At 46.8% G+C, this 19,118-nt stretch carries 15 protein-coding genes, 1 rRNA gene and 1 pseudogene; 12 read left to right on the forward strand and 5 right to left on the reverse strand.

Translation table 11 applies throughout. The annotated features are described in order from the left end of the window. Positions 1–95 precede the first annotated feature (95 nt). From KDW_RS00415 to KDW_RS00440, 6 genes are all read left to right on the forward strand, one after another. On the forward strand, positions 96–680 hold the full coding sequence (locus KDW_RS00415) for a nitroreductase family protein (protein WP_371876239.1): 585 nt from the start codon (positions 96–98) through the stop codon (positions 678–680). 10 nt (positions 681–690) lie between these two features. Next, positions 691–1,623: a 2-phospho-L-lactate transferase gene (cofD, locus tag KDW_RS00420; protein WP_151754141.1), complete on the forward strand. Its 933-nt coding sequence runs from the start codon at positions 691–693 to the stop codon at positions 1,621–1,623. Between the two features lie 119 nt (positions 1,624–1,742). Further along, on the forward strand, positions 1,743–2,360 hold the full coding sequence (cofC, locus tag KDW_RS00425; protein WP_151754142.1) for a 2-phospho-L-lactate guanylyltransferase: 618 nt from the start codon (positions 1,743–1,745) through the stop codon (positions 2,358–2,360). Between the two features lie 681 nt (positions 2,361–3,041). Next, positions 3,042–4,475, forward strand: a complete 1,434-nt coding sequence (gene glnA / locus KDW_RS00430; RefSeq protein ID WP_151754143.1) for a type I glutamate--ammonia ligase — start codon at positions 3,042–3,044, stop codon at positions 4,473–4,475. Between the two features lie 321 nt (positions 4,476–4,796). Then, entirely contained in the window at positions 4,797–5,714 is a 918-nt protein-coding gene (gene moaA / locus KDW_RS00435) for a GTP 3',8-cyclase MoaA (protein ID WP_198925130.1), read from the forward strand. 246 nt (positions 5,715–5,960) lie between these two features. After that, positions 5,961–6,161, forward strand: coding sequence for a helix-turn-helix domain-containing protein (locus tag KDW_RS00440; RefSeq protein ID WP_151754144.1), 201 nt, complete (start codon positions 5,961–5,963; stop codon positions 6,159–6,161). Between the two features lie 113 nt (positions 6,162–6,274). Here the strand turns inward: KDW_RS00440 and KDW_RS00445 are convergent, their stop codons facing one another. Continuing rightward, a complete protein-coding gene (locus tag KDW_RS00445; RefSeq protein WP_151754145.1) occupies positions 6,275–6,817 on the reverse strand; it encodes a GNAT family N-acetyltransferase in 543 nt (180 codons plus the stop codon). Positions 6,818–7,087: 270 nt separating this feature from the next. On the opposite strand from KDW_RS00445, the pseudogene KDW_RS35635 reads away from it, so the two are divergent. The 4 genes and pseudogenes from KDW_RS35635 (at position 7,088) to KDW_RS00470 (ending at position 11,740) form a co-directional block, all read left to right on the forward strand. Then, positions 7,088–8,205 (forward strand): annotated as a pseudogene (locus tag KDW_RS35635) (aminotransferase class V-fold PLP-dependent enzyme). 386 nt (positions 8,206–8,591) lie between these two features. Further along, a complete protein-coding gene (gene egtB / locus KDW_RS00460; protein WP_198925131.1) occupies positions 8,592–9,890 on the forward strand; it encodes an ergothioneine biosynthesis protein EgtB in 1,299 nt (432 codons plus the stop codon). Beyond that, on the forward strand, positions 9,880–10,866 hold the full coding sequence (gene egtD / locus KDW_RS00465; protein ID WP_233097566.1) for an L-histidine N(alpha)-methyltransferase: 987 nt from the start codon (positions 9,880–9,882) through the stop codon (positions 10,864–10,866). The genes egtB and egtD overlap by 11 nt, the downstream gene beginning before the upstream one ends. A gap of 337 nt (positions 10,867–11,203) precedes the next feature. After that, positions 11,204–11,740 carry a DUF2721 domain-containing protein gene (locus tag KDW_RS00470; RefSeq protein WP_151754150.1) on the forward strand — a complete coding sequence of 179 codons (537 nt, stop codon included), beginning with the start codon at positions 11,204–11,206 and terminating at the stop codon, positions 11,738–11,740. 101 nt (positions 11,741–11,841) lie between these two features. Here KDW_RS00470 and rrf read toward each other — a convergent pair. The 4 genes from rrf to KDW_RS00490 all read right to left on the reverse strand — a co-directional run bounded on the left by rrf (position 11,842) and on the right by KDW_RS00490 (position 16,906). Next, positions 11,842–11,958 (reverse strand): 5S ribosomal RNA (gene rrf, locus KDW_RS00475). 92 nt (positions 11,959–12,050) lie between these two features. Continuing rightward, positions 12,051–13,796 carry an AAA family ATPase gene (locus KDW_RS00480; protein WP_151754151.1) on the reverse strand — a complete coding sequence of 582 codons (1,746 nt, stop codon included), beginning with the start codon at positions 13,794–13,796 and terminating at the stop codon, positions 12,051–12,053. After that, positions 13,748–15,868, reverse strand: coding sequence for a chromosome segregation SMC family protein (locus tag KDW_RS00485; RefSeq protein ID WP_151754152.1), 2,121 nt, complete (start codon positions 15,866–15,868; stop codon positions 13,748–13,750). Before KDW_RS00485 ends, KDW_RS00480 begins: the two co-directional genes overlap by 49 nt. A gap of 42 nt (positions 15,869–15,910) precedes the next feature. Beyond that, positions 15,911–16,906 (reverse strand): methionyl-tRNA formyltransferase, encoded by a 996-nt coding sequence (locus KDW_RS00490; RefSeq protein WP_151754153.1) that lies wholly within the window; start codon positions 16,904–16,906, stop codon positions 15,911–15,913. 304 nt (positions 16,907–17,210) lie between these two features. On the opposite strand from KDW_RS00490, the gene KDW_RS00495 reads away from it, so the two are divergent. After that, positions 17,211–17,531, forward strand: a complete 321-nt coding sequence (locus KDW_RS00495; protein WP_151754154.1) for an oxidative damage protection protein — start codon at positions 17,211–17,213, stop codon at positions 17,529–17,531. Beyond that, positions 17,528–18,964, forward strand: coding sequence for a CUAEP/CCAEP-tail radical SAM (seleno)protein (locus KDW_RS00500; protein WP_269822459.1), 1,437 nt, complete (start codon positions 17,528–17,530; stop codon positions 18,962–18,964). Before KDW_RS00495 ends, KDW_RS00500 begins: the two co-directional genes overlap by 4 nt. Positions 18,965–19,118 lie beyond the last annotated feature (154 nt).

A 19,118-nucleotide genomic window follows, 5' to 3' on the forward strand; every position in this document is an offset into this window, starting at 1 on the left:
TGAAAGAAATTAACAACACCAATGAGAGCCTGCATGGCTCTCACGTAGACCGTCCAGTTACGGAACTTCACCGTAGTGCCGATCTCGCTACCCTTATGCGTAGTCGCCGGAGTGTCCGCCAGTATCAAAACACTCCAGTTTCACGTGATCTGCTGTTGCAGATGCTTGAGGCGGCTCGCTGGGCCCCATCTCCCCATGGCCGCCAACCCTGGCGCTTCGTGGTTTTAACGCAGCCAGAACCAAAAGAACAGCTGGCAAATGCCATGGGAAGTACCTGGCAACAAAATCTGGAGATGGATGGGCAGGACAGCGAGATCGTGGCTATTCGACTAGAGAAGTCACGACAACGCATTTTACAGGCGCCCGCAATTATTCTTCCTTGCCTTTACCTGGAAGATTTGGATCACTATCCCGATGCACAACGACAGGCCGACGAGAAGACGATGGCGGTACAAAGTATTGGCGCGGCCATCCAGAATATGCTTTTGACTGCCTATGATCTGGGATTGGATACTGGCTGGATGTGTGCACCGTTGTTTTGTCCTGAAGTTGCTTGTGAGGCACTGACGTTAGATACACGTCTGATTCCACAGGCATTGATCACAGTTGGCTATGCAGCCGCTGATCCTAAAAGGCGTCCGCGCTTGCCTTTAGATACGTTAATTGTTCGCTTCGATTGAGGAAAGAGATATGATTGTTGTTCTAGCTGGTGGTGTTGGGGCTGCACGCTTTTTGCAGGGACTCGTTCAGGTGGTACCGGAAGAAGAAATTACGGTTATCACCAATACTGGCGATGACCGCATCTTTTATGGTCTGAATGTCTCGCCAGATACAGATATTGTTATGTATACCTTAGCTGGCTTGGTAGATGAAAAAAATGGGTGGGGTATCCGCAACGATACCTTTCATACCATGCAACAGCTAACCAGCTATGGTCATGAGGATTGGTTTGCGTTGGGCGACCGCGATCTGGCTACCCATATTCATCGCACGGCCCGCCTACGCGAGGGAAAAACGCTCAGCGAGATCGCTGATGAGTTACGTCAGCACTTTGGTCTGAAACTGCGCATCTTGCCAATGAGTGATCAGCCGATTGCGACCCATATCCAGACACCAGCAGGACTTTTTCACTTTGAGGAATACATGGTTCAGCGCCGATGTTCTGATGAAGTGCAGGATGTTGTTTTTGTTGGAGCCAAAGAGGCCCGCCCGGCACCAGGGGTGCTGGATGCGCTCAAACATGCTGACGCTATTTTGCTCGCCCCAAGCAATCCTATTGTGAGTATCGGGAGCATCTTATCTGTGCCGGGTATCCACGATGTCTTGCATGAGGCCAGTGGTATGATTGTAGCAGTTAGCCCGATCGTTGGTGGTGCCCCTATCAAAGGACCTGCTGACAAGTTGATGCGCGGCCTGCATATGGACGTTTCTGCCATTGGTGTGGCGCGTCATTATCGTGACTTTTTGGATGTCATGGTGATTGATCAACAAGATGCTCATTTAGCAGAGGCAATTGAGGATCTTGGTATCCCAACGTCCGTGACAAACACTATTATGAGCGATAGTCAGGCCAAGACGGAACTTGCGCGCCATGTCTTGCGCGCGGCCGGCTTACCATATTAAGCAGTGCTGCGTCACTCTTAATGCCCATCGAACATCTCATACCTTATCAGTTTGTTTGTCCTGAGAGATTGATATCATGGTGGGCCTATTTATATACATACAATATATAGGAAAAACTCGTGAAATATACAGCACTCGTTCCGGTTAAATCGCTTAAGGAGGCAAAGAGCCGCCTCGCTGCACACCTGACTCCTGAGCAGCGCGCTAACTTGATGCTTGACATGCTCTATCATGTCTTATTGACACTCCAGGAAAGTCAGATGTTTGATCATATTTCGGTTGTCAGTGCTGATCCACGGGTATTACAAAAGGCTCAATGTTGGAATGCACAACCCCTTGTTGAGGCACAGGCGGGACATAATCCCGCCTTGACTGCCGCTGCTCTACATGAGTTACAACAAGGGGCCACGGCGCTATTGACTATTTCGGCAGATCTACCGTTACTGCAAGTACATGATGTGCAGCAACTCGTTGATACGTCAAAGTTTTATGATGTCGTGATTGCTTCTTCTCAGGATGGATCAGGCACGAATGCCTTGCTCACCCGTCCCCCACTGGCACTTCCCTATCTTTTTGGCATCAATAGCCGCTATCGTCATCAGCATGAGGCTGAACGGCTTAACTTACGTTGCAGCATTCAGAGTAGCCTGGGATTAGCGTTGGATATCGATACGATCGATGACGTGACTGCTTTCCAACGCTACGAATATGCCCACCCACAACGAGCCAGGTGTTAATAGTAACCAGTAGTCTATTGCTGGTCACCTATTTTGTATGTCTTCATTCAGTATAATTAGCACAGTTTACACGTTCTCGATCGGTCTCATAGATGCTTTGCACAAAAGCAAACGATTATAAAAACGCTCTGGCGATTATGTATAGCTATTTAACCAGCTATAGCCATGGTAAAGGCATGCTTTAGACAAAAAACCACTCTCATCCGTCACTTTTTTGATCACTTCCTGACCACTGAAAAGCTTTTCTATGTTTAGTCTGCACATTGAATTGTGTTCATACAATTCCTTGAAGCAAGGTGAAAACCTCAACTCAGCAGAAAAATTGGGACAATATGCAGCACGAATTGTGCACTATGCACAATAGCAGCCCTGTAAGTTTCGGATAAACTGACTGTAGTATACTCCTCTATAATCGTCATATTATAAAGGCAGGCACAAATGATCTTGTGGGACACACGAGATTAAACTTATTGCATACTCGACTATTCAATTGTGTACGAGAAATTGCCTGCTAAGCCTCCAATCTCCAGAAGGAAATCATATGTCTGGCGTAGCTAAACAGGCTCCATGATTGATGCATAAAAAAACAGAGTATGTATAAGCTGACGACAATACGGGCAATGCATGCCATTAATTCCTGCAATGATGCCGGGATACCATGTTAAGAGGAGAATAAGACAGATGACCCCAGAGGAAGTCCTGAAGCTAGCTAAAGAAAACGGAGTCAAAATTATTGACTTCAAATTTTCTGATTTACCAGGTACCTGGCAACACTTTAGCGTGCCCGTGCATGTATTGTCAGAAGACTTATTTTCAGAAGGCTTACCATTTGATGGCTCCAGTGTCCGTGGTTTCCAGGCCATCAATGAAAGTGATATGTTGGTGATTCCAGATGCAAATACCGCCTTCCTGGATCCATTCACCGCTATCCCTACGCTGAGCCTGACATGCGACATTGCTCATCCAGGTGCCAGCGGTAGCCAGAAACCTTACAGCCGCGATCCACGCTACATTGCTAAAAAGGCAGAGGCATACCTGCGCAGCACAGGTATTGCTGATACCGCCTACTTCGGTCCCGAAGCAGAATTCTACATCTTTGACAATGTACGCTACGCATCCTCCGATAACATTCAGTATGCTGAGGTTGATTCGGATGAGGCCCACTGGAATAGCAAAGGTCGGGATGGTGCCCGCAATATGGGCCATCTGATGAATCTTAAGGGTGGTTATTTCCCGGTTGCTCCAAATGATACCTATCAGGACCTGCGTTCAGAGATGGTACTCAATCTTGAAACCCTGGGCATCCAGGTTGAGGCTCACCACCATGAGGTTGGTGCGGCTGGACAGTGTGAGATTGACTACAAATTTGGTACGTTGCTTGATACAGCTGACAAGCTTTTGCTCTTCAAATATGTAATTAAAAACACTGCTCGCAAGTATGGCAAGTCGGTTACCTTTATGCCAAAACCAATTTATGGTGATAATGGCTCCGGCATGCATACCCATCAGAGCCTCTGGAAAGGTGGCAAACCACTCTTCTTTGAAGAAGGTGGCTATGCTAACTTATCTGAAATGGCTCGTTACTATATCGGCGGCGTCTTAACACATGCCCCTTCGATCCTGGCCATTGCGGCCTCTTCAACCAATAGCTACAAACGTCTGGTTCCTGGCTTCGAGGCTCCAGTCAATCTGGTTTACTCACAGGGTAACCGTAGCGCGGCCATCCGTATCCCGAGGACCGAGAGCCCGAAAGCGACCCGCGTGGAGTTCCGTCCTCCCGATCCAACTGCTAATCCATACCTGCTCTTCTCCGCCCTGTTGATGGCGGGTCTGGATGGTATCCGTAACGAGATTGATCCTGGCCAGTATGGTTATGGGCCAGTTGATAAAGATCTGTACAGCATGTCAAAGGCAGAACTGAGCGAGATCAGTTCGGTGCCTGGATCATTGGATGAGTCGTTAAAAGCTCTTGAGAATGACCATGCCTTCCTGCTTGAAGGTGATGTGTTTACTTCCGATGTCCTGGAAAAATATGTCGATCTCAAACGCGAACAGGCTGATCAAGTTCGTCTGCGCCCTGCCCCAATCGAATTTTCAATGTATTACGACGCCTAGTTCATCCTCTTAGCAAATCTATGGGTCCCGGCTACCAATGTAGCATGGGACCCTTTTCCTTAATTATTAGTTTCAAAAGAAAATTAACCTCCACGATACTGGTAAGTACTACTACGCGCCACATGCTTAATAACTTCGCCCCCTACGACGTCATAAGATTAGACATAAAACCCACGTCGATTCAACGTGCTATAGTATAATATAACCGCACGTTTGTTAGACTTATTCATAGAGGGACATTGACATGGAATTACTTGTAGATAGTTATGGACGACGAATTAAAAGTATGCGAATCTCGATCACCGATAAGTGTAATTTTCGTTGCACTTATTGTATGCCTGCCGAGGGCTTCCCTGGCTGAAAAAAGATGAAATTCTTTCATATGAAGAGATCGTACGCATTGCTCAAGTCTCTGTTGCTATGGGCATAGAACAGATTCGCTTAACTGGTGGTGAGCCACTGGTGAGAAGAGATGTGCCTGCACTCGTAGAACAGCTGAGTCAAATAGAAGGTTTGCACAGCTTGAGTTTAACAACCAATGGCATTCTCCTCAAACAACAGGCTGCTGCTCTGGCTGCTGCAGGATTAACACGCATCAATGTCAGTCTGGATTCATTGTTACGTGAGAAATTTGCTCGCTTAACACGCCGCGATCAACTAAACCATGTGATGGAAGGCCTGGAAGAACTCGAAAAATACCCATCGATACATCCAATTAAAATTAATGCGGTAGCTATGCGCGGCTATACTGAGGAAGAGGTACTCTCCTTTGCACGTCTGGCTCGTAATAAAGCCTATGTTGTACGCTGGATCGAATTTATGCCACTGGATGCGGATCAAATCTGGCGTAAAGAGGATATCCTTACCGGAGCCGAGATTAAAGAAATCATCGAAACAGAATATGGTCCATTGCAACAAATTACTAGCGGGGATCCTTCAGAAACTGCCCGCCGCTATACATTTAGTGATGGTATAGGCGAAGTCGGTTTCATTAATCCTGTAAGTGAACCCTTCTGCTCCACTTGTGATCGTATTCGTATTACTGCGGATGGGCAGCTACGCACCTGCCTCTTTGGCACCGAAGAGACGGATCTCCGAGCTGTTGTGCGTGCTCACTCAGATAATGAACCACTCATCCAGGCTATTCGCCAGGCGGTACTCAACAAAGAATTAAAACATTATATTGGTGACAAAAGCTTCAAAAGAACGAATCGGACAATGTCCAGGATCGGTGGATAATTCAATTAAACGATTGATACTCCATGTCAGTTACATATACAAGTGATACGTTCGGTTTATCACTTACTCCATTAATACAGTGTAAATATTTGCAAAAAGAATGTTACAAAAAAAGGGTAGGATCGTCATTATAGTCAAATAGGTAAAATACATATTGTCGTCAATATTATTTTACCTTAATGTATCAACACCGTAGTAATTATTCATTCGGCCTGACTAAAATAACAGGCCAGAAAGAGGAATTTTGTGGCAAACGAGGAAGCGGATCTATTAACGGTCGGCGAGGTTGCCAAACAACTACGCGTCGATGACACGACTGTCCGTCGATGGATTAAAAGTGGTGTGCTTGAGGCGATTTCACTCCCTCACAGTGGTATACGCCAGGCATACCGTATCCGTCGCTCGACACTGGAAACTTTGCTTGCAGCCCCACCGTCATCTATCTGATGAAGAAGCACAATAGTCTGTCAGCTTCCGAACTGCTAGTACTTTTCCCCCAACTAGCAGACGGAGGCTTTATGTATAAAGCACTACAATTCTATAATCTATAATGTTTTTTTCTATTCCCACAGTACTGCCCGGTACAGTTGCATTCCATAAATATTTGATTGATTGACTGCCTGCAAATCAAATTTATTTGCTAGTTGCAAGGCACCTGCATCGGCCAAAGGTAATAAAACTTCAAAATATACAGGAATGCCTTCAGCTTCAGCTTCAAACTCAAAGTCTAATGCCAGCACCCTCGCTCGATTTAAGGCACCCACCAATAAAGCGCGTCCCGCCCCTCTATGCCGATGCTCAGGATGGACCGCACCAAGACAGCGCAGATGATACCCATCGCTATCTTGCGAGTACTGCAACAGCGTATAAGCAACTATTTCGCCTTCGATACCCTCTAAGGTTCCAGCTTGCCCCCAGGTTAAAAGTTCATCATCATCATCAGTCATCACAAACGCGTTTGCTAAAACATCGTTGGCTGGCGCTAAAAACCAGTCCATGAACTCTTCCTTTGTTTGGGTGGGTCGCTGATCAAATTCAGCTGCAACCTGCTGAATGGCAGCGATAGAGGTAATATCTCCAGCGCGAAAATGACGAATACGCATATCTGTCTTCACATCCTTCTTATAACGTCTAGCATTCGAGTAACTCTGTAATGTCTTAATTTAACACTGCCTTATAGACTCAAATGACAAGAGATATATCTATTTCCAGGCAGGTGCAAAGCTACACATCTATACTATATACTATAGACACGCCCTTTATTTAAACAAGCGGTCACTATGCGCTTTTTTATGCGTTGTTAGCCGCATCTATGCTAGAGGAGTGCTTCTATTTTGGTTACAACTATTCAACTTGAAGAGATCCGCAACACCATGCCCGCCCTGACAGCTCAAATCTATCTTAATACTGGCACATTTGGCCCTTTGCCCGCCTGCGTCCCAGAAGCTATTACAGCACGTATCCAGAAAGAATGGCAAGACGGACGTCTGGGGGCTGCTGGTTTTGAGAGTATTGCTCAGATTTCTACACAGGCTCGTCAGCATGTAGCTCGCCTGCTTCATTGCCTGCCAGAAGAAGTTACCCTTACCGACAATACAGGTGAAGGTTTAAATATTGTGTGTTATGGCCTGGACTGGCAAGCAGGCGATGAGGTCATTACGACAAATCACGAACATATCAGTGCATTGGCACCCCTCTATCAAATTCGTGATCGCTCAGGCATAGTTATCCATCAGGCTGATCTGGGCATGCATGCCGACCACTCTGCCCGCACTGCAATCGAAGCTTTGATTACGCCCCGTACCCGCTTGATTGTCCTCTCACACGTGACCTGGACTACCGGAGCCATTTTAGATATTCAGGCTGTCGGTACACTGGGACGGGAGTTGAATATCCCAGTCTTGATCGACGGGGCTCAATCTGCCGGTAATATTCCAATCGATGTTCACTCTCTTGGAGTTGATTTCTATGCGCTCCCGATGCAAAAATGGCTCTGTGGTCCGATGGAACTGGAGCGCTGTATGTACGTAAAGGATCATTACGCTATCTTCAACCAACCTATGTAGGCTATAATTCATCTAAATTTGGTGCTACTCACAATTGGGAGATCCATGATCATGCTCAACGCTTTGAAGTAGGTGGCCGTCAGACTGCGGCGATCGCTGGTCAATGCGCAGTACTCGCCTGGTTAGAGACTACTATTGGTTATGACTGGCTCTTCCAAAGAATTGCGGAACTCAATATATATGCCTATAAGCGCCTTAAAGAGATACCTGGACTTACCGTCTTGACGCCCAAAGCTGGCCAGAGTGGCATTCTGACATTCACAATCACAGGTATCGACGAAACAGAGGTTGTCAAACGGCTACTGGAACAACACATTGCTATTCGTAGTATCCCTGCTAATCATTCCTTACGTGTTTCCACTGGCTTCTACAATACCAGGGCTGAAATTGATAAACTCGCCGACACACTGTGTACAATACGCTAAAAAAGATTAGCTATCAACTCATGCCAGACCTCTATAAATGGTTTCTTGTCTGTAGCCAACCCTTATACATAGAGGTCTGGCATATAACATACAGTAGTTACCTCACAATTGCTTCACTTACAATATCTCTACTTATTCCTTCTAGTTGGGCTTGAGGAAAAAATGCTTACAGGTTACAATACAAACGTCTAGGTTAAGAAACCTGAACAATGGTATTGATAGCTATTAGCCACAAAACCAATCATTGTCCACCTGTTTCTTAATCAATATAAGAAAAGAGGAACGACAAACTCACGCAAAGTTATATCGTACCGATCAATTGTTAGCGTACATCTTGTTTCCTGGATATCCACAGAGATATTGAGATCAACTCAAGGAGAAGTAAAGTGGTAAAAACTATCCAAGATGATCCAGGCTTGTCTCCATATGCACTCCGGCAATCACTACTTGATACCTATTCTCGAGTGCGCCATTTCTCAGAACAGTTATGTACTCCTCTAGTAACTGAAGATTATGTGATTCAATCGATGCCAGATGTCAGTCCGACACGTTGGCATCTGGCTCATACATCCTGGTTTTTCGAGACGTTTTTGTTGGAACCTAATCTGCCTGATTATGTCTCTCCCCACCCACAATATGCTTTTCTGTTTAATTCGTACTACAATTCCATCGGGGAGCGTCACTGTCGTCCTAAACGGGGCTTGATTTCAAGGCCAACGGTGCAGGAGATTTATGGATATCGCCAGTATGTCGATACATCTATTAGTAGTTTTTTAACCACCTGTGACGAGGAGACATTGCAAAAGGTGGCACCAGTTCTGACGTTGGGCATTCATCATGAGCAACAACATCAGGAGTTAATGGTTACCGATATTAAGCATGTACTTTCCTGTAACCCACTTCATCCAGTCTACCAGGAACAGGCAATGCAACCAGCAAAACAACTACCCGCTCTCGGATGGATCAGTTATCCTGAAAAGTTAGCCTGGATCGGGTATAACCAGGATGGTTTCTCTTATGATAATGAGGGACCCTATCACCGCGAGTTTGTAGATGCCTATCAGTTAGGATCACGCCTGATAACAAATGGCGAATATCTACAATTTATTAAGGATGGCGGCTATCAGAATCCACTGCTCTGGTTGTCCAGCGGCTGGAGTACAGTCCAGACAGAACAGTGGCAGGCACCACTTTATTGGGAGATGCACGATGGCAATTGGATGACGATGACATTAAGTGGCCTGCGCCCTATTGAACCGGCCGAGCCTGTGTGTCATGTAAGTTATTATGAAGCCGACGCTTATGCTCGCTGGGCTGATGCACGGCTGGCTACCGAGGCTGAATGGGAACTGGCAGCGCGCCAACTTCCAGTAGAGGGTAACTTTGTCGAAAACAAGAAGTTCCATCCTGTTCCACTGACAGCATCCACTACACCCGAAAAACCAGCACAAATGTACGGTGATGTCTGGGAATGGACACAGAGCGCTTATCTGCCTTACCGGGGCTATAAGCCCGCTGCGGGGGCGTTAGGGGAATACAATGGCAAATTTATGTGCAATCAGTTTGTCCTGCGTGGTGGTTCATGCGCGACTTCCGTAACGCACATTCGACCTACCTACCGTAACTTCTTTCCACCAGATGCACGCTGGCAATTTACTGGTATTCGTTTAGCACGTGAGGTGTAACATCGCACAGAATATACAAGCGCAACTTGAGCGGTATGATTTCACGCCCAAACAAAATACGTTTCGGATGGAAATCCTGCAAGGATTACAGAAGCCCAACAAAGAGTTACCGAGCAAATACTTTTATGATGAGGTTGGCTCGCAATTATTCGATCGTATTACAGAACTTGATGATTATTATCTTACTCGTACAGAGTTAGAGATCATGCAAAATCAGATCCAGGATATCACCTCAGTGCTAGGACCTGATTGTATGCTCATCGAGTATGGTAGTGGCCGCAGCATTAAAACACGACAACTCTTGGAGCATTTAAAGGATCCTGTGGCCTATGTGCCGATTGACATCTCGCGAGAACATTTGCTGCAGGCCTCATTAGAACTGAAACAATTGTATCCACAAATAGAGATTCTACCTATTTGTGCAGATTATACCAGTACATTCAAATTACCCAGGCCAACACGAGGAAGTGATCGCAAGGTCGCTTATTATCCTGGTTCCACTATTGGCAACTTTGATCGCGAACCAGCTCGACGCTTCTTGAGTAAAATCGCACAGATGTGTGGAAAGGGCGGAGGGTTGTTGATTGGCGTCGATCTCAAAAAGGATTTCGCTCGTCTTCATCAGGCCTATAATGATCGGGAAGGCATTACGGCGCAGTTTAATCTGCACCTGCTGGAGCGACTCAATATCGAGTTAGGCACTGACTTTGTCCTGGATCAATTCGGGCACTATGCCTTCTATAATCCAGGTCCTGGACGTATCGAGATGCACCTGGTTAGCCTGGCTAAACAGCAGGTGCATTTAGCAGGGGAGCAAATCAATTTTGCCAATTATGAGAGCATTTGGACTGAGAGTTCATACAAATATACGTTAGAAGAATTTGAGCAGTTAGCAGCTAGCGCTGGCTTCAAGGTTGAACAGGTCTGGCTAGATGCGCGCAAATTTTTTAGTATCCAGTATCTCTCTGTTCTCTAACATCCTGAAACGACAGGCCAACGTACACATAGGTAACGTTGGCCTACTCTTCTATTTCTCCACTCAGACTATAAGATAATGACGGTATTTCTTTCTCACACGAAAAATGCAATTCACAGCCACCGTTACTACCTTTCCTCGCTTCCAGCCAATAAAAGTTTTCTCCTTAACTTTTTGCCAAAGATACTAGTTGAGTAACAAAAATACAAGTACAAACGTACTATATACAGAGCTTGCAAATTATAAGAAAGGAGTCTGCTGTTTCTACAGATTGTCCTTAAGAGGATATCTATTACCAAACTGGTAGATTGTCTTACAGCATGTCTTTTATATTACGATGATTAATATTCAAAGTGTAATCGGTCTTATTCTCGCTCCGGTTGTTATGATTTCAAGTTGTACGCTTTTCATGAATGGATTACTCCAACGCTATGATTCACTGAGTGCTCGCCTACGAGCAATGCATGTGGAGCATATGGAATTAATTCATTTGATTCAAAAAGAGAGCGAAGAAAATAAAAATGATCCACGAGAGATTGGTGCCTTACGTGAGCTCAATTTCAATCTTAATCTCAATAAAGAACGCTTAAAAGAACTTGAATTTGAAATGCCACACCTTTTAAAACGGCATAAATTACAGTGGAATGCTATTCTGGCGGCTGAAACCACTATTGGTATTCTGGTTCTGAGTATGTTTGAAATTGGCTTCCATGCTATTACTCATATCGACTGGATGCAAATGGTTGCCATGTTCACCTTAATGGCAGGGGCTTTAGTTTTTTTCATCTGTATTATGATTACTGCCTTTGAGTTTGCTTTTTCACCCAAATCAGTTGTTTTTGAAGTTCAACATGGATTGAAATTAAGCCAGTAGTACTGAATACTGTCAGCTGAGGAGACTTCAGATTTCATACGTGCCATCGATTGGTGGCACGTATTTTTATGCACAAAAAAAACCGCTCATGTGGGCGGGTGAGACGGCGACTTCCTATTTTCCCACGCAGTTGCCCACGTAGTATCATCGGGGATGAAGAGCTTAACTTCCGTGTTCGGGATGGGAACGGGTGTACCCTCTTCGCTACAGTCACCAGCTCACCTGCACATACAAGCGGCTTTTCTTGACGAGCTTTATAATACTACGACTATTCAATCCTGTCAAGAGCTTTTAGCCACTGGATTTTTTATCAGCCTGCGGCGGTTGGCACCTGGTCCAATCGAAGTGAAAGGAGCCGGGAGGCGCTCTCGCGCATGGTCACGCCATAAATAGCCTGTGCGGCTGTCATGGTGACACGGTTATGTGTAATTACAATAAACTGGGTGCGCTGAGCCAGTTGTTTTAAGATATCACAAAAGCGTGTGACATTTGACTCATCCAGGGCTGCATCAACCTCGTCAAGCAGACAAAATGGCGGAGGATTAATTTCCAGGAGTGAGAAGAGGAGTGCCGCCGAGACAAGGGCACGCTCTCCACCCGATAGCAAGGAGAGGTCCTGCACTTTTTTGCCTGGAGGTTGTACGATAACGTCCACACCAACTGGCATACTCGAAGGTGGCAGGTCCTCGTCTTCATTACGCCTGGCTGTAATCAATTCCAGACGCGCTGTTCCTCCATTAAAGAGGGTGGTGAAGTGCTCTTTGAAGCGTGTGTTGACTGCCTGGAAGGTCTCTTCAAATTGTTTCGCCATGGTGATATCTAGCTGACCAATAATCGCGTACAACTGCTGCGCGGCCTGATGCATATCTGCGATCTGTGATGAAAGAAACTCATGGCGCGTTCGCGTCTCTTCATAAAGTTGCGGTGCATTGACATCACAGCCGCCCATGACTTTAAGGCGAGCACGTAACGTTTCAATGCGTCGCCGGTATTTGCGTAGTTGCGTCTCTTCTTCTTCGGTTAACTGCTCAAGAATGCCCACCTGTCCGCGTGCTCCATTGTGTGCTACGGCCAGCTGTGAGCTGTGACTATGCTGCGACGTTGTGGCAACAGGAATTTCTGCTAACGTATCTCTGGATTGTTGCTCGCGTTCCAGTAATTCTTGAGGATCTATAATGCCCATTTCCTCTTGTAGCTGATTCAAGAGGGTTTCTACAGCATCTCGGGCCTTTTGACTATCCAGCAATGCACGCCGATACGTTGTTTCCAACTCTTTAGCAGTTTGTTGCATTTTACTTCGCTGCTGTTCCTGTGTCAGGATCTGCTGTTCAATTTCTGCCTGAGATCCTTCAGTAGTATGGAGATCCTGCGTTAAGCTATGAGCACGCTGTAAGGCGTGTTCCAGGCTCACGTGTTGCTGTTCGATAGTTCCTACTAACTCCTGGTGCTTCTGCTCGGTTTCTTTGATACGTGCAACCTGTTGTTGAACCTGCGCTTTTCGCTCTTGAGCCTGAACCTGAAGGTTGGCAAGTTGCTGACGAAGTGAGCGGGACTCCTGTCGTTTTACGGCCAGCGCGGTTCGTGCTCTCCCTAGTGCATCTTGCTGACGACGATAATTGATGGCTTGTTCTTCTATCTCAGCCTGCAGTTCTTCTACCAATCCAGTCATTTCACGCTGGGATTTCTCATGGCTACGCACACGCTCTTGAGCGGCGAGCACTTCTTGCTCTAAGCCAGCCACCTCGGCAGCCAGTTGCTGCTCGATTGAAGCGGCAAGCTTGATTTCAGTTTGTACACGTTCAAGCTCGCGCTGAGAGTTGGCCAGAGCTTTATTCAGATCCGTGATGCGGTGAGTAATTTTTTGTAAACCTTTATCAAGGGCGTTCAGTTCAACACGTCGCCCTTCTTGCTTACGTTGAGCCTCGCTTATCATGGTATGCAGTTGCTCAATCACACTATTGATCTCTTCAAGATGCTGAGGTAATTCGCGCAACTCCCGTTCATGGGCTAATAATCCTTGTTGCCCACTCTCTTTAGTAATTCCCCCGTCAACCAACCATCAACATGCAACGTCTCTCCAGCCAGGGTAACCAGAGATGTAAAAGGCAAATCGCTATCTGACGAAACACTCAGTTCTATTGCCCAGGTCAGTAATTCCTGTGCAGAAGCTAAATCCCGGGCGATAATTATCCCATGCAAGAGACGTTGAAATAATGACGTAAAGCGTGACTCACATTGAATATGCTTCCAGGCAAACCCGGAAATACGCTCCTGTAATGCTGGCACTGTTTCCAGATAACGACGCAGAACATTTTCTTCAACCTGGCTCTGGATCTCACGAACTTCTGTCAGGTCTTCGTCCTCATCATCTTCTTCTATACGCTGCATCCACACAATCATAGCGCGGCCTGAATGTGATTGTTTGAGGTAGGTCAGGCCACTTTGAGCATCTGCTAGATTTTGCACAACTACAGCTTGCATGTAGGGTCCCAGGGCCGCTTCTAGAGCTATCTCCATGCCATTGTCTACCACAAATAATTGCGGCACAGGACCAATAATACCAGAGATTTTGCCAGCTGGCGCTTTCAACAGGGCCCGTACGCCATCGCTATAGCCACTTAAACTCTGGCGCCAGTTTTTCAACATGTTCAGGCGATCTACAGTGGTACGTTTACGACGTTCAGCCTCAGTAAGCGTACCTCTCATCCGATCAATTTCCTGCTGCGCATCTGAAATCGATTTTGTGATACTTTGTTTTTGCTGGATATGCTGCTGCTCTTCGGCTCGGACACTATCAAGGCACTCTTGCTCTTCTGTCAAACGCAATTCTAATGTGCGTACAGATTGCTGGGACTGCGAGATAGTCGCGCGCCGAGCTGCAAGTGTGCTGTTACGTGTCCCGAGCTGCTTTTGCAGACGTCCGAGTTCTGTCTGGGTTGATCCTAAGCGCGCCTGTATCTGGATTAAATCGTTCTGAGCTGAGCGTAAACGACGCTCATCCATCTCGTATTCTTTTTGAGCCTGCGCCACTTTGCCTTCGAGGGCCGCCAGCTGGGTCGAATCGTTGTCTAATTCTTCATCAGCAAGATCACACTGTTCTTCTAAATCAATTAATTGTTTCTGTAGCGCAATCGAACGCTCTCGCAGACGTCGTTCTTCGGCCTGTGCATCCTGACGTTGTCGCTCGATCCCACCGATACGCTCTTTGTTCACTGCCAGATCGCGCTCTATCTTCTGAGCATGCTCATTAGCCTGACTGCAAGCCGCTCTGGCTTCATTGATCTGTTTCTGCAGCTGTTGTCGTTGTCCACGTAAGGCCTGTGATTGCTCGTTGAGGGTCTGCAGCGTTAGCTCTCCCTGCCGTACACGTTGTCCTTGCTCGCGCTCGGCGAGATCAGCATACTCACGCGTGATGGACAATCGACGCCACTGCAAAGCATACCAGGCCAGCAAGATCTCGTGAAGTTCGTCATTTAGCCGGGTAAATTCTACTGCTCGCTTCGCTTGCTCGGCCAGGGGTGCCATACGGGGTTCAATTTCGCTCACGATATCACGCAGGCGCTCGATATTTTGCTCGGTTTGTTTTAAACGATTTTCAGCATCTGCTCTCTGGACTTGAAAGGGGCGAATGCCTGCAGCATCCTCAAACAGGGCACGCCTTTCTTCAGCGCGCAAACTCAGAGCTGCATCGATCAGTCCCTGTCCAACCACTGTGTAAGAATCATGACCAATACGAGCTTGCGCTAACAGCAACAAAACATCCTTCAGGCGGACTTTCTGTTTGTTGATTAAATACTCGTTCTCACCTGAACGGTAACTCCGTCGCGTTACCGTGATTTCACTATATTCGGAGGGTACCCAGCCGGTGCTGTTATCGAGGGTGAGCGAAACCTCAGCCATGCCTAGCGCTGCTTTCCCCTGGCTGCCAGCAAAAATAATATCGTCGCTCTTCTTCCCTCGCAGTTGCCGCATACTCTGCTCACCCAATACCCAGCGCATAGAGTCTGCCACATTGGATTTTCCCGCTCCATTGGGCCCTACCACCGCCGTGATACCAGGACTAAATTCGAGGTGGGTTCGCGAGGCAAAACTCTTAAACCCTAGCATTTCTAATCGTTTGAGATACACCGCCTGGCTTTATCCTCTTCCTGAAATGTGTTGTCAAAACTATTATTTACAGTATACTCGTAGCCAGCCGTCACGGCAGAGAATTGTTCCATCGCTATGACTATCGTGCTGTATAACATCCATATCGGCCTCTATACCTTCTAAACTATAAGAAACAGCACCGGTGGCGAGAAGATAGTGATTGGTAGTGACTATTTCAACGGGCCGCTCTTCACTGGCTACACCACAGATGAAGTTATAGAGATGCCGGGCGGACCACTCGTTCGCGTTTACGACATAATCATCATCAACTGGATACGAATGATAACTGGCTTGCTCTTCATCTTGTGGGTATTCGCTATTTTTGCCTGTTGCTAACGCTTCTATCGCACGCGTTAGTAATTGCCCTCCTTTTTGCGCACATAGCAATTCCAGTTCTGCATAGCTAATACCTTCAGGAACTGCCATCTCCTCTTGCTCCAGGATCGGACCACTATCAAGCTTCTCTGTCAATCGATGAATAGTAATTCCGGTATCTTTATGGCCCTCATAAAAGGTCCAGAACAGAGGTTGCGGACCTCGATTGTCTGGTAGCAATGAGGGGTGGACGTTAATACATCCAAATGGTGGTAGATGCAAAATGGATGCAGGGATTAATTTGGAGAAACAGGCAACACATATCAAATCTGGCTGATATGCGACAAGTACGTTCAAAATTTCTGGATCATTCAGTGTCCGTACCTGCCAGACAGGAATAGCGTGTGTCCAGGCTAGTTGCACAATTGAATGTGTAGAGGTAGAAACCATCGGTAACATTCCCCGCGCTACATGTGGTGGTGATTTCTGGAGTATGATTGGAGAAAGATGAATACCTGGGAGGATACTCTCGTCTGATGGAATGACAACGGCAACTATATGTATGTTGTTGCGTAGCAAAGCTTCCAGGACCGGGAGGGAAAAATCACACTCCATGCCGAAAAATACGATACGCAAAGCTTGCTGAGATGGTTTGCCAGTAACTCCTGGCAATTGTCGTAACTCATGTGAAGTTCCCGACATGTCATTGATCCTGTTCTAGCGGTTTTACTATACGCAACGCTTCAGGCAAACAAAAGTTCTAAATAATAGTAACAAATCACTCATCCACTGTCAAACAGCCTGATTATCAATTCCCCAAATTGACTACGGTGATCAGTGGGAAATGCTAGCAGAATTCGGAATGGTAAATCCATGCAAAGATACCCGCCGACATAGTACAATAACAAGTAAGATATGTCATAGGGCATTGTCCAGAGTTTTCCATTAACGGCAAGTGCGAGCTGCTCAATGGTCTTCAATACATCCACTATGGGAGACATTTCATATGCCTAGAATAGTTTATTGTGTAAAGTTACAGCGCGAGCTACCAGGGCTGGATAAGCCTCCGTTCCCGGGCAAACTCGGGCAACGCATTTATGAGCAGATTTCAAAGCAAGCGTACGATATGTGGCCAGCTCAGCAGGTGTTGATTATTAATCACTATGGACTGAACATGGCCGATCCTGAGTCCCGTAAGATTTTGCGTGAACAAATGGAAGAATTCTTTTTTGGCCGGGATTCCGCAATGCCAGAAGGATGGGCTCCAGAAGCCGCTGGGGCAGGTCCACAGCGCAAAGGGGGAGGAGGCGCACCACGAAAGAAATAAAAAAACGCGGAGATATTCTTTTGATCTCTTGCTATGAATTAGGGCATCAGCCCTTTCACCTGGCATCATTGTCGGCCATGCTTGAGCAGGCCGACTATCTTCCTGTCTGCGTGGATACAGCACTGGACGCGCTATCAGATGAGACAATCAACCAGGCACGCTTCGTGGCAATCTCGGTCCCTATGCATACAGCAATGCGTCTCGGAGAACAGGTAGCCCAACGTATCCGTACCCTGAATCCAACCGCCCATATCTGTTTGTATGGACTTTATGCTTTACTTAATGCCGATCATTTGCTCGCACAAGGCGCGATAGATGCCGCGATTGGTGGCGAATATGAAGTGCCGCTTTGCCAGCTCATTGCTGCCTTTGAGCAAGAAAAGGAGGAAGCTATTCCTGGCGTTTATAGCCATGGACATGTGAGTGGCCCCTGGATTCAGCGGACTCCTTTTGTTGTACCTGAACGCAACGGATTGCCTGCTCTGGACCGTTATGCACGCATGGAACAGGGAACAGAAACACGTGTAGTTGGCTATACCGAAGCCACGCGCGGGTGTAAGCATACCTGTGTCCACTGTCCAATTACGCCAATCTACCAGGGCCGCTTTTTTGCAGTCCCGGCCGAGATTGTGCTGGCGGATATCCGTGCTCAGGTAGCACGGGGTGCACAACATATCACATTTGGTGATCCAGACTTCTGGAATGGACCAACGCATGCGCTACGTATTACGCGTGCGATGCATCAAGAATCCCCCGATTTAACCTTTGATGCCACAATTAAGATTGAGCACTTACTCAAACATCGGCATCTATTGCCAGAAATAAAAGAGCTTGGCTGCGTCTTCGTGGTTTCAGCGGTAGAATCGCTGAATAATACAGTGCTGCAACAATTAGCAAAAAACCATACCGCCGCCGATGTCGCAGAGGCATTTGCTGAAATGGAACGTGTCGGCATAACCTTGCGCCCTTCGCTGCTTCCTTTCACCCCCTGGGAAACGTTGGAAAGCTATATCGAGCTACTCAACTTTTTTGAGTCCGGTCATTTTATCGAACATATTGATCCAGTCCATCTCTCGATTCGCCTCCTCATTCCTCCTGGTTCCGCCCATCTGGATACACCAGATAGCGAGCAATGGATTGGCGAGCTTGATCCAACCGCCTTTGGTTATCGCTGGAGCCATCCTGATCCTCGCATGGATGAACTACAGAAGCAGGTGGCTATTCTGGTCGAGCAAGGAGAACAGATGGGATCTGATGCGATCATGACCTTTTTCCAGATCAAGGCCAAAGCGCTGGCGATGCAGGGACAGAAACTTTCAGCCTTCAAAGCTATGCGCCAGTATGGAGATCGCAAAGAACTCCCCCACCTGACAGAATCCTGGTTCTGCTGTGCAGAGCCAACCAGTAATCAACTCTGCGCCAAACGAGCATAATTGCCAGAAACGAGTTGTGGATATATGGATTTCGCGCTGTCTACAGAATGGCAGTCATCCCCACAACTCGTTGCTTGTTACTTTTCTCACCTCAATCGTATCTATATAAACAACGCAATCCTCAGCCACTTGCCAGGCTTATATATTGAAACAG

Source organism: Dictyobacter vulcani, from assembly GCF_008974265.1.
GTDB lineage: Bacteria > Chloroflexota > Ktedonobacteria > Ktedonobacterales > Ktedonobacteraceae > Dictyobacter > Dictyobacter vulcani.

Coding starts and splice junctions, on each gene's coding strand:
- KDW_RS00470 (WP_151754150.1), top strand. CDS start 11,204: ATGATTAATATTCAAAGTGTAATCGGTCTTATTCTCGCTCCGGTTGTT.
- KDW_RS00495 (WP_151754154.1), top strand. CDS start 17,211: ATGCCTAGAATAGTTTATTGTGTAAAGTTACAGCGCGAGCTACCAGGG.
- KDW_RS00415 (WP_371876239.1), top strand. CDS start 96: ATGCGTAGTCGCCGGAGTGTCCGCCAGTATCAAAACACTCCAGTTTCA.
- cofD (WP_151754141.1), top strand. CDS start 691: ATGATTGTTGTTCTAGCTGGTGGTGTTGGGGCTGCACGCTTTTTGCAG.
- KDW_RS00490 (WP_151754153.1), bottom strand. CDS start 16,906: ATGTCGGGAACTTCACATGAGTTACGACAATTGCCAGGAGTTACTGGC.
- glnA (WP_151754143.1), top strand. CDS start 3,042: ATGACCCCAGAGGAAGTCCTGAAGCTAGCTAAAGAAAACGGAGTCAAA.
- KDW_RS00445 (WP_151754145.1), bottom strand. CDS start 6,817: ATGCGTATTCGTCATTTTCGCGCTGGAGATATTACCTCTATCGCTGCC.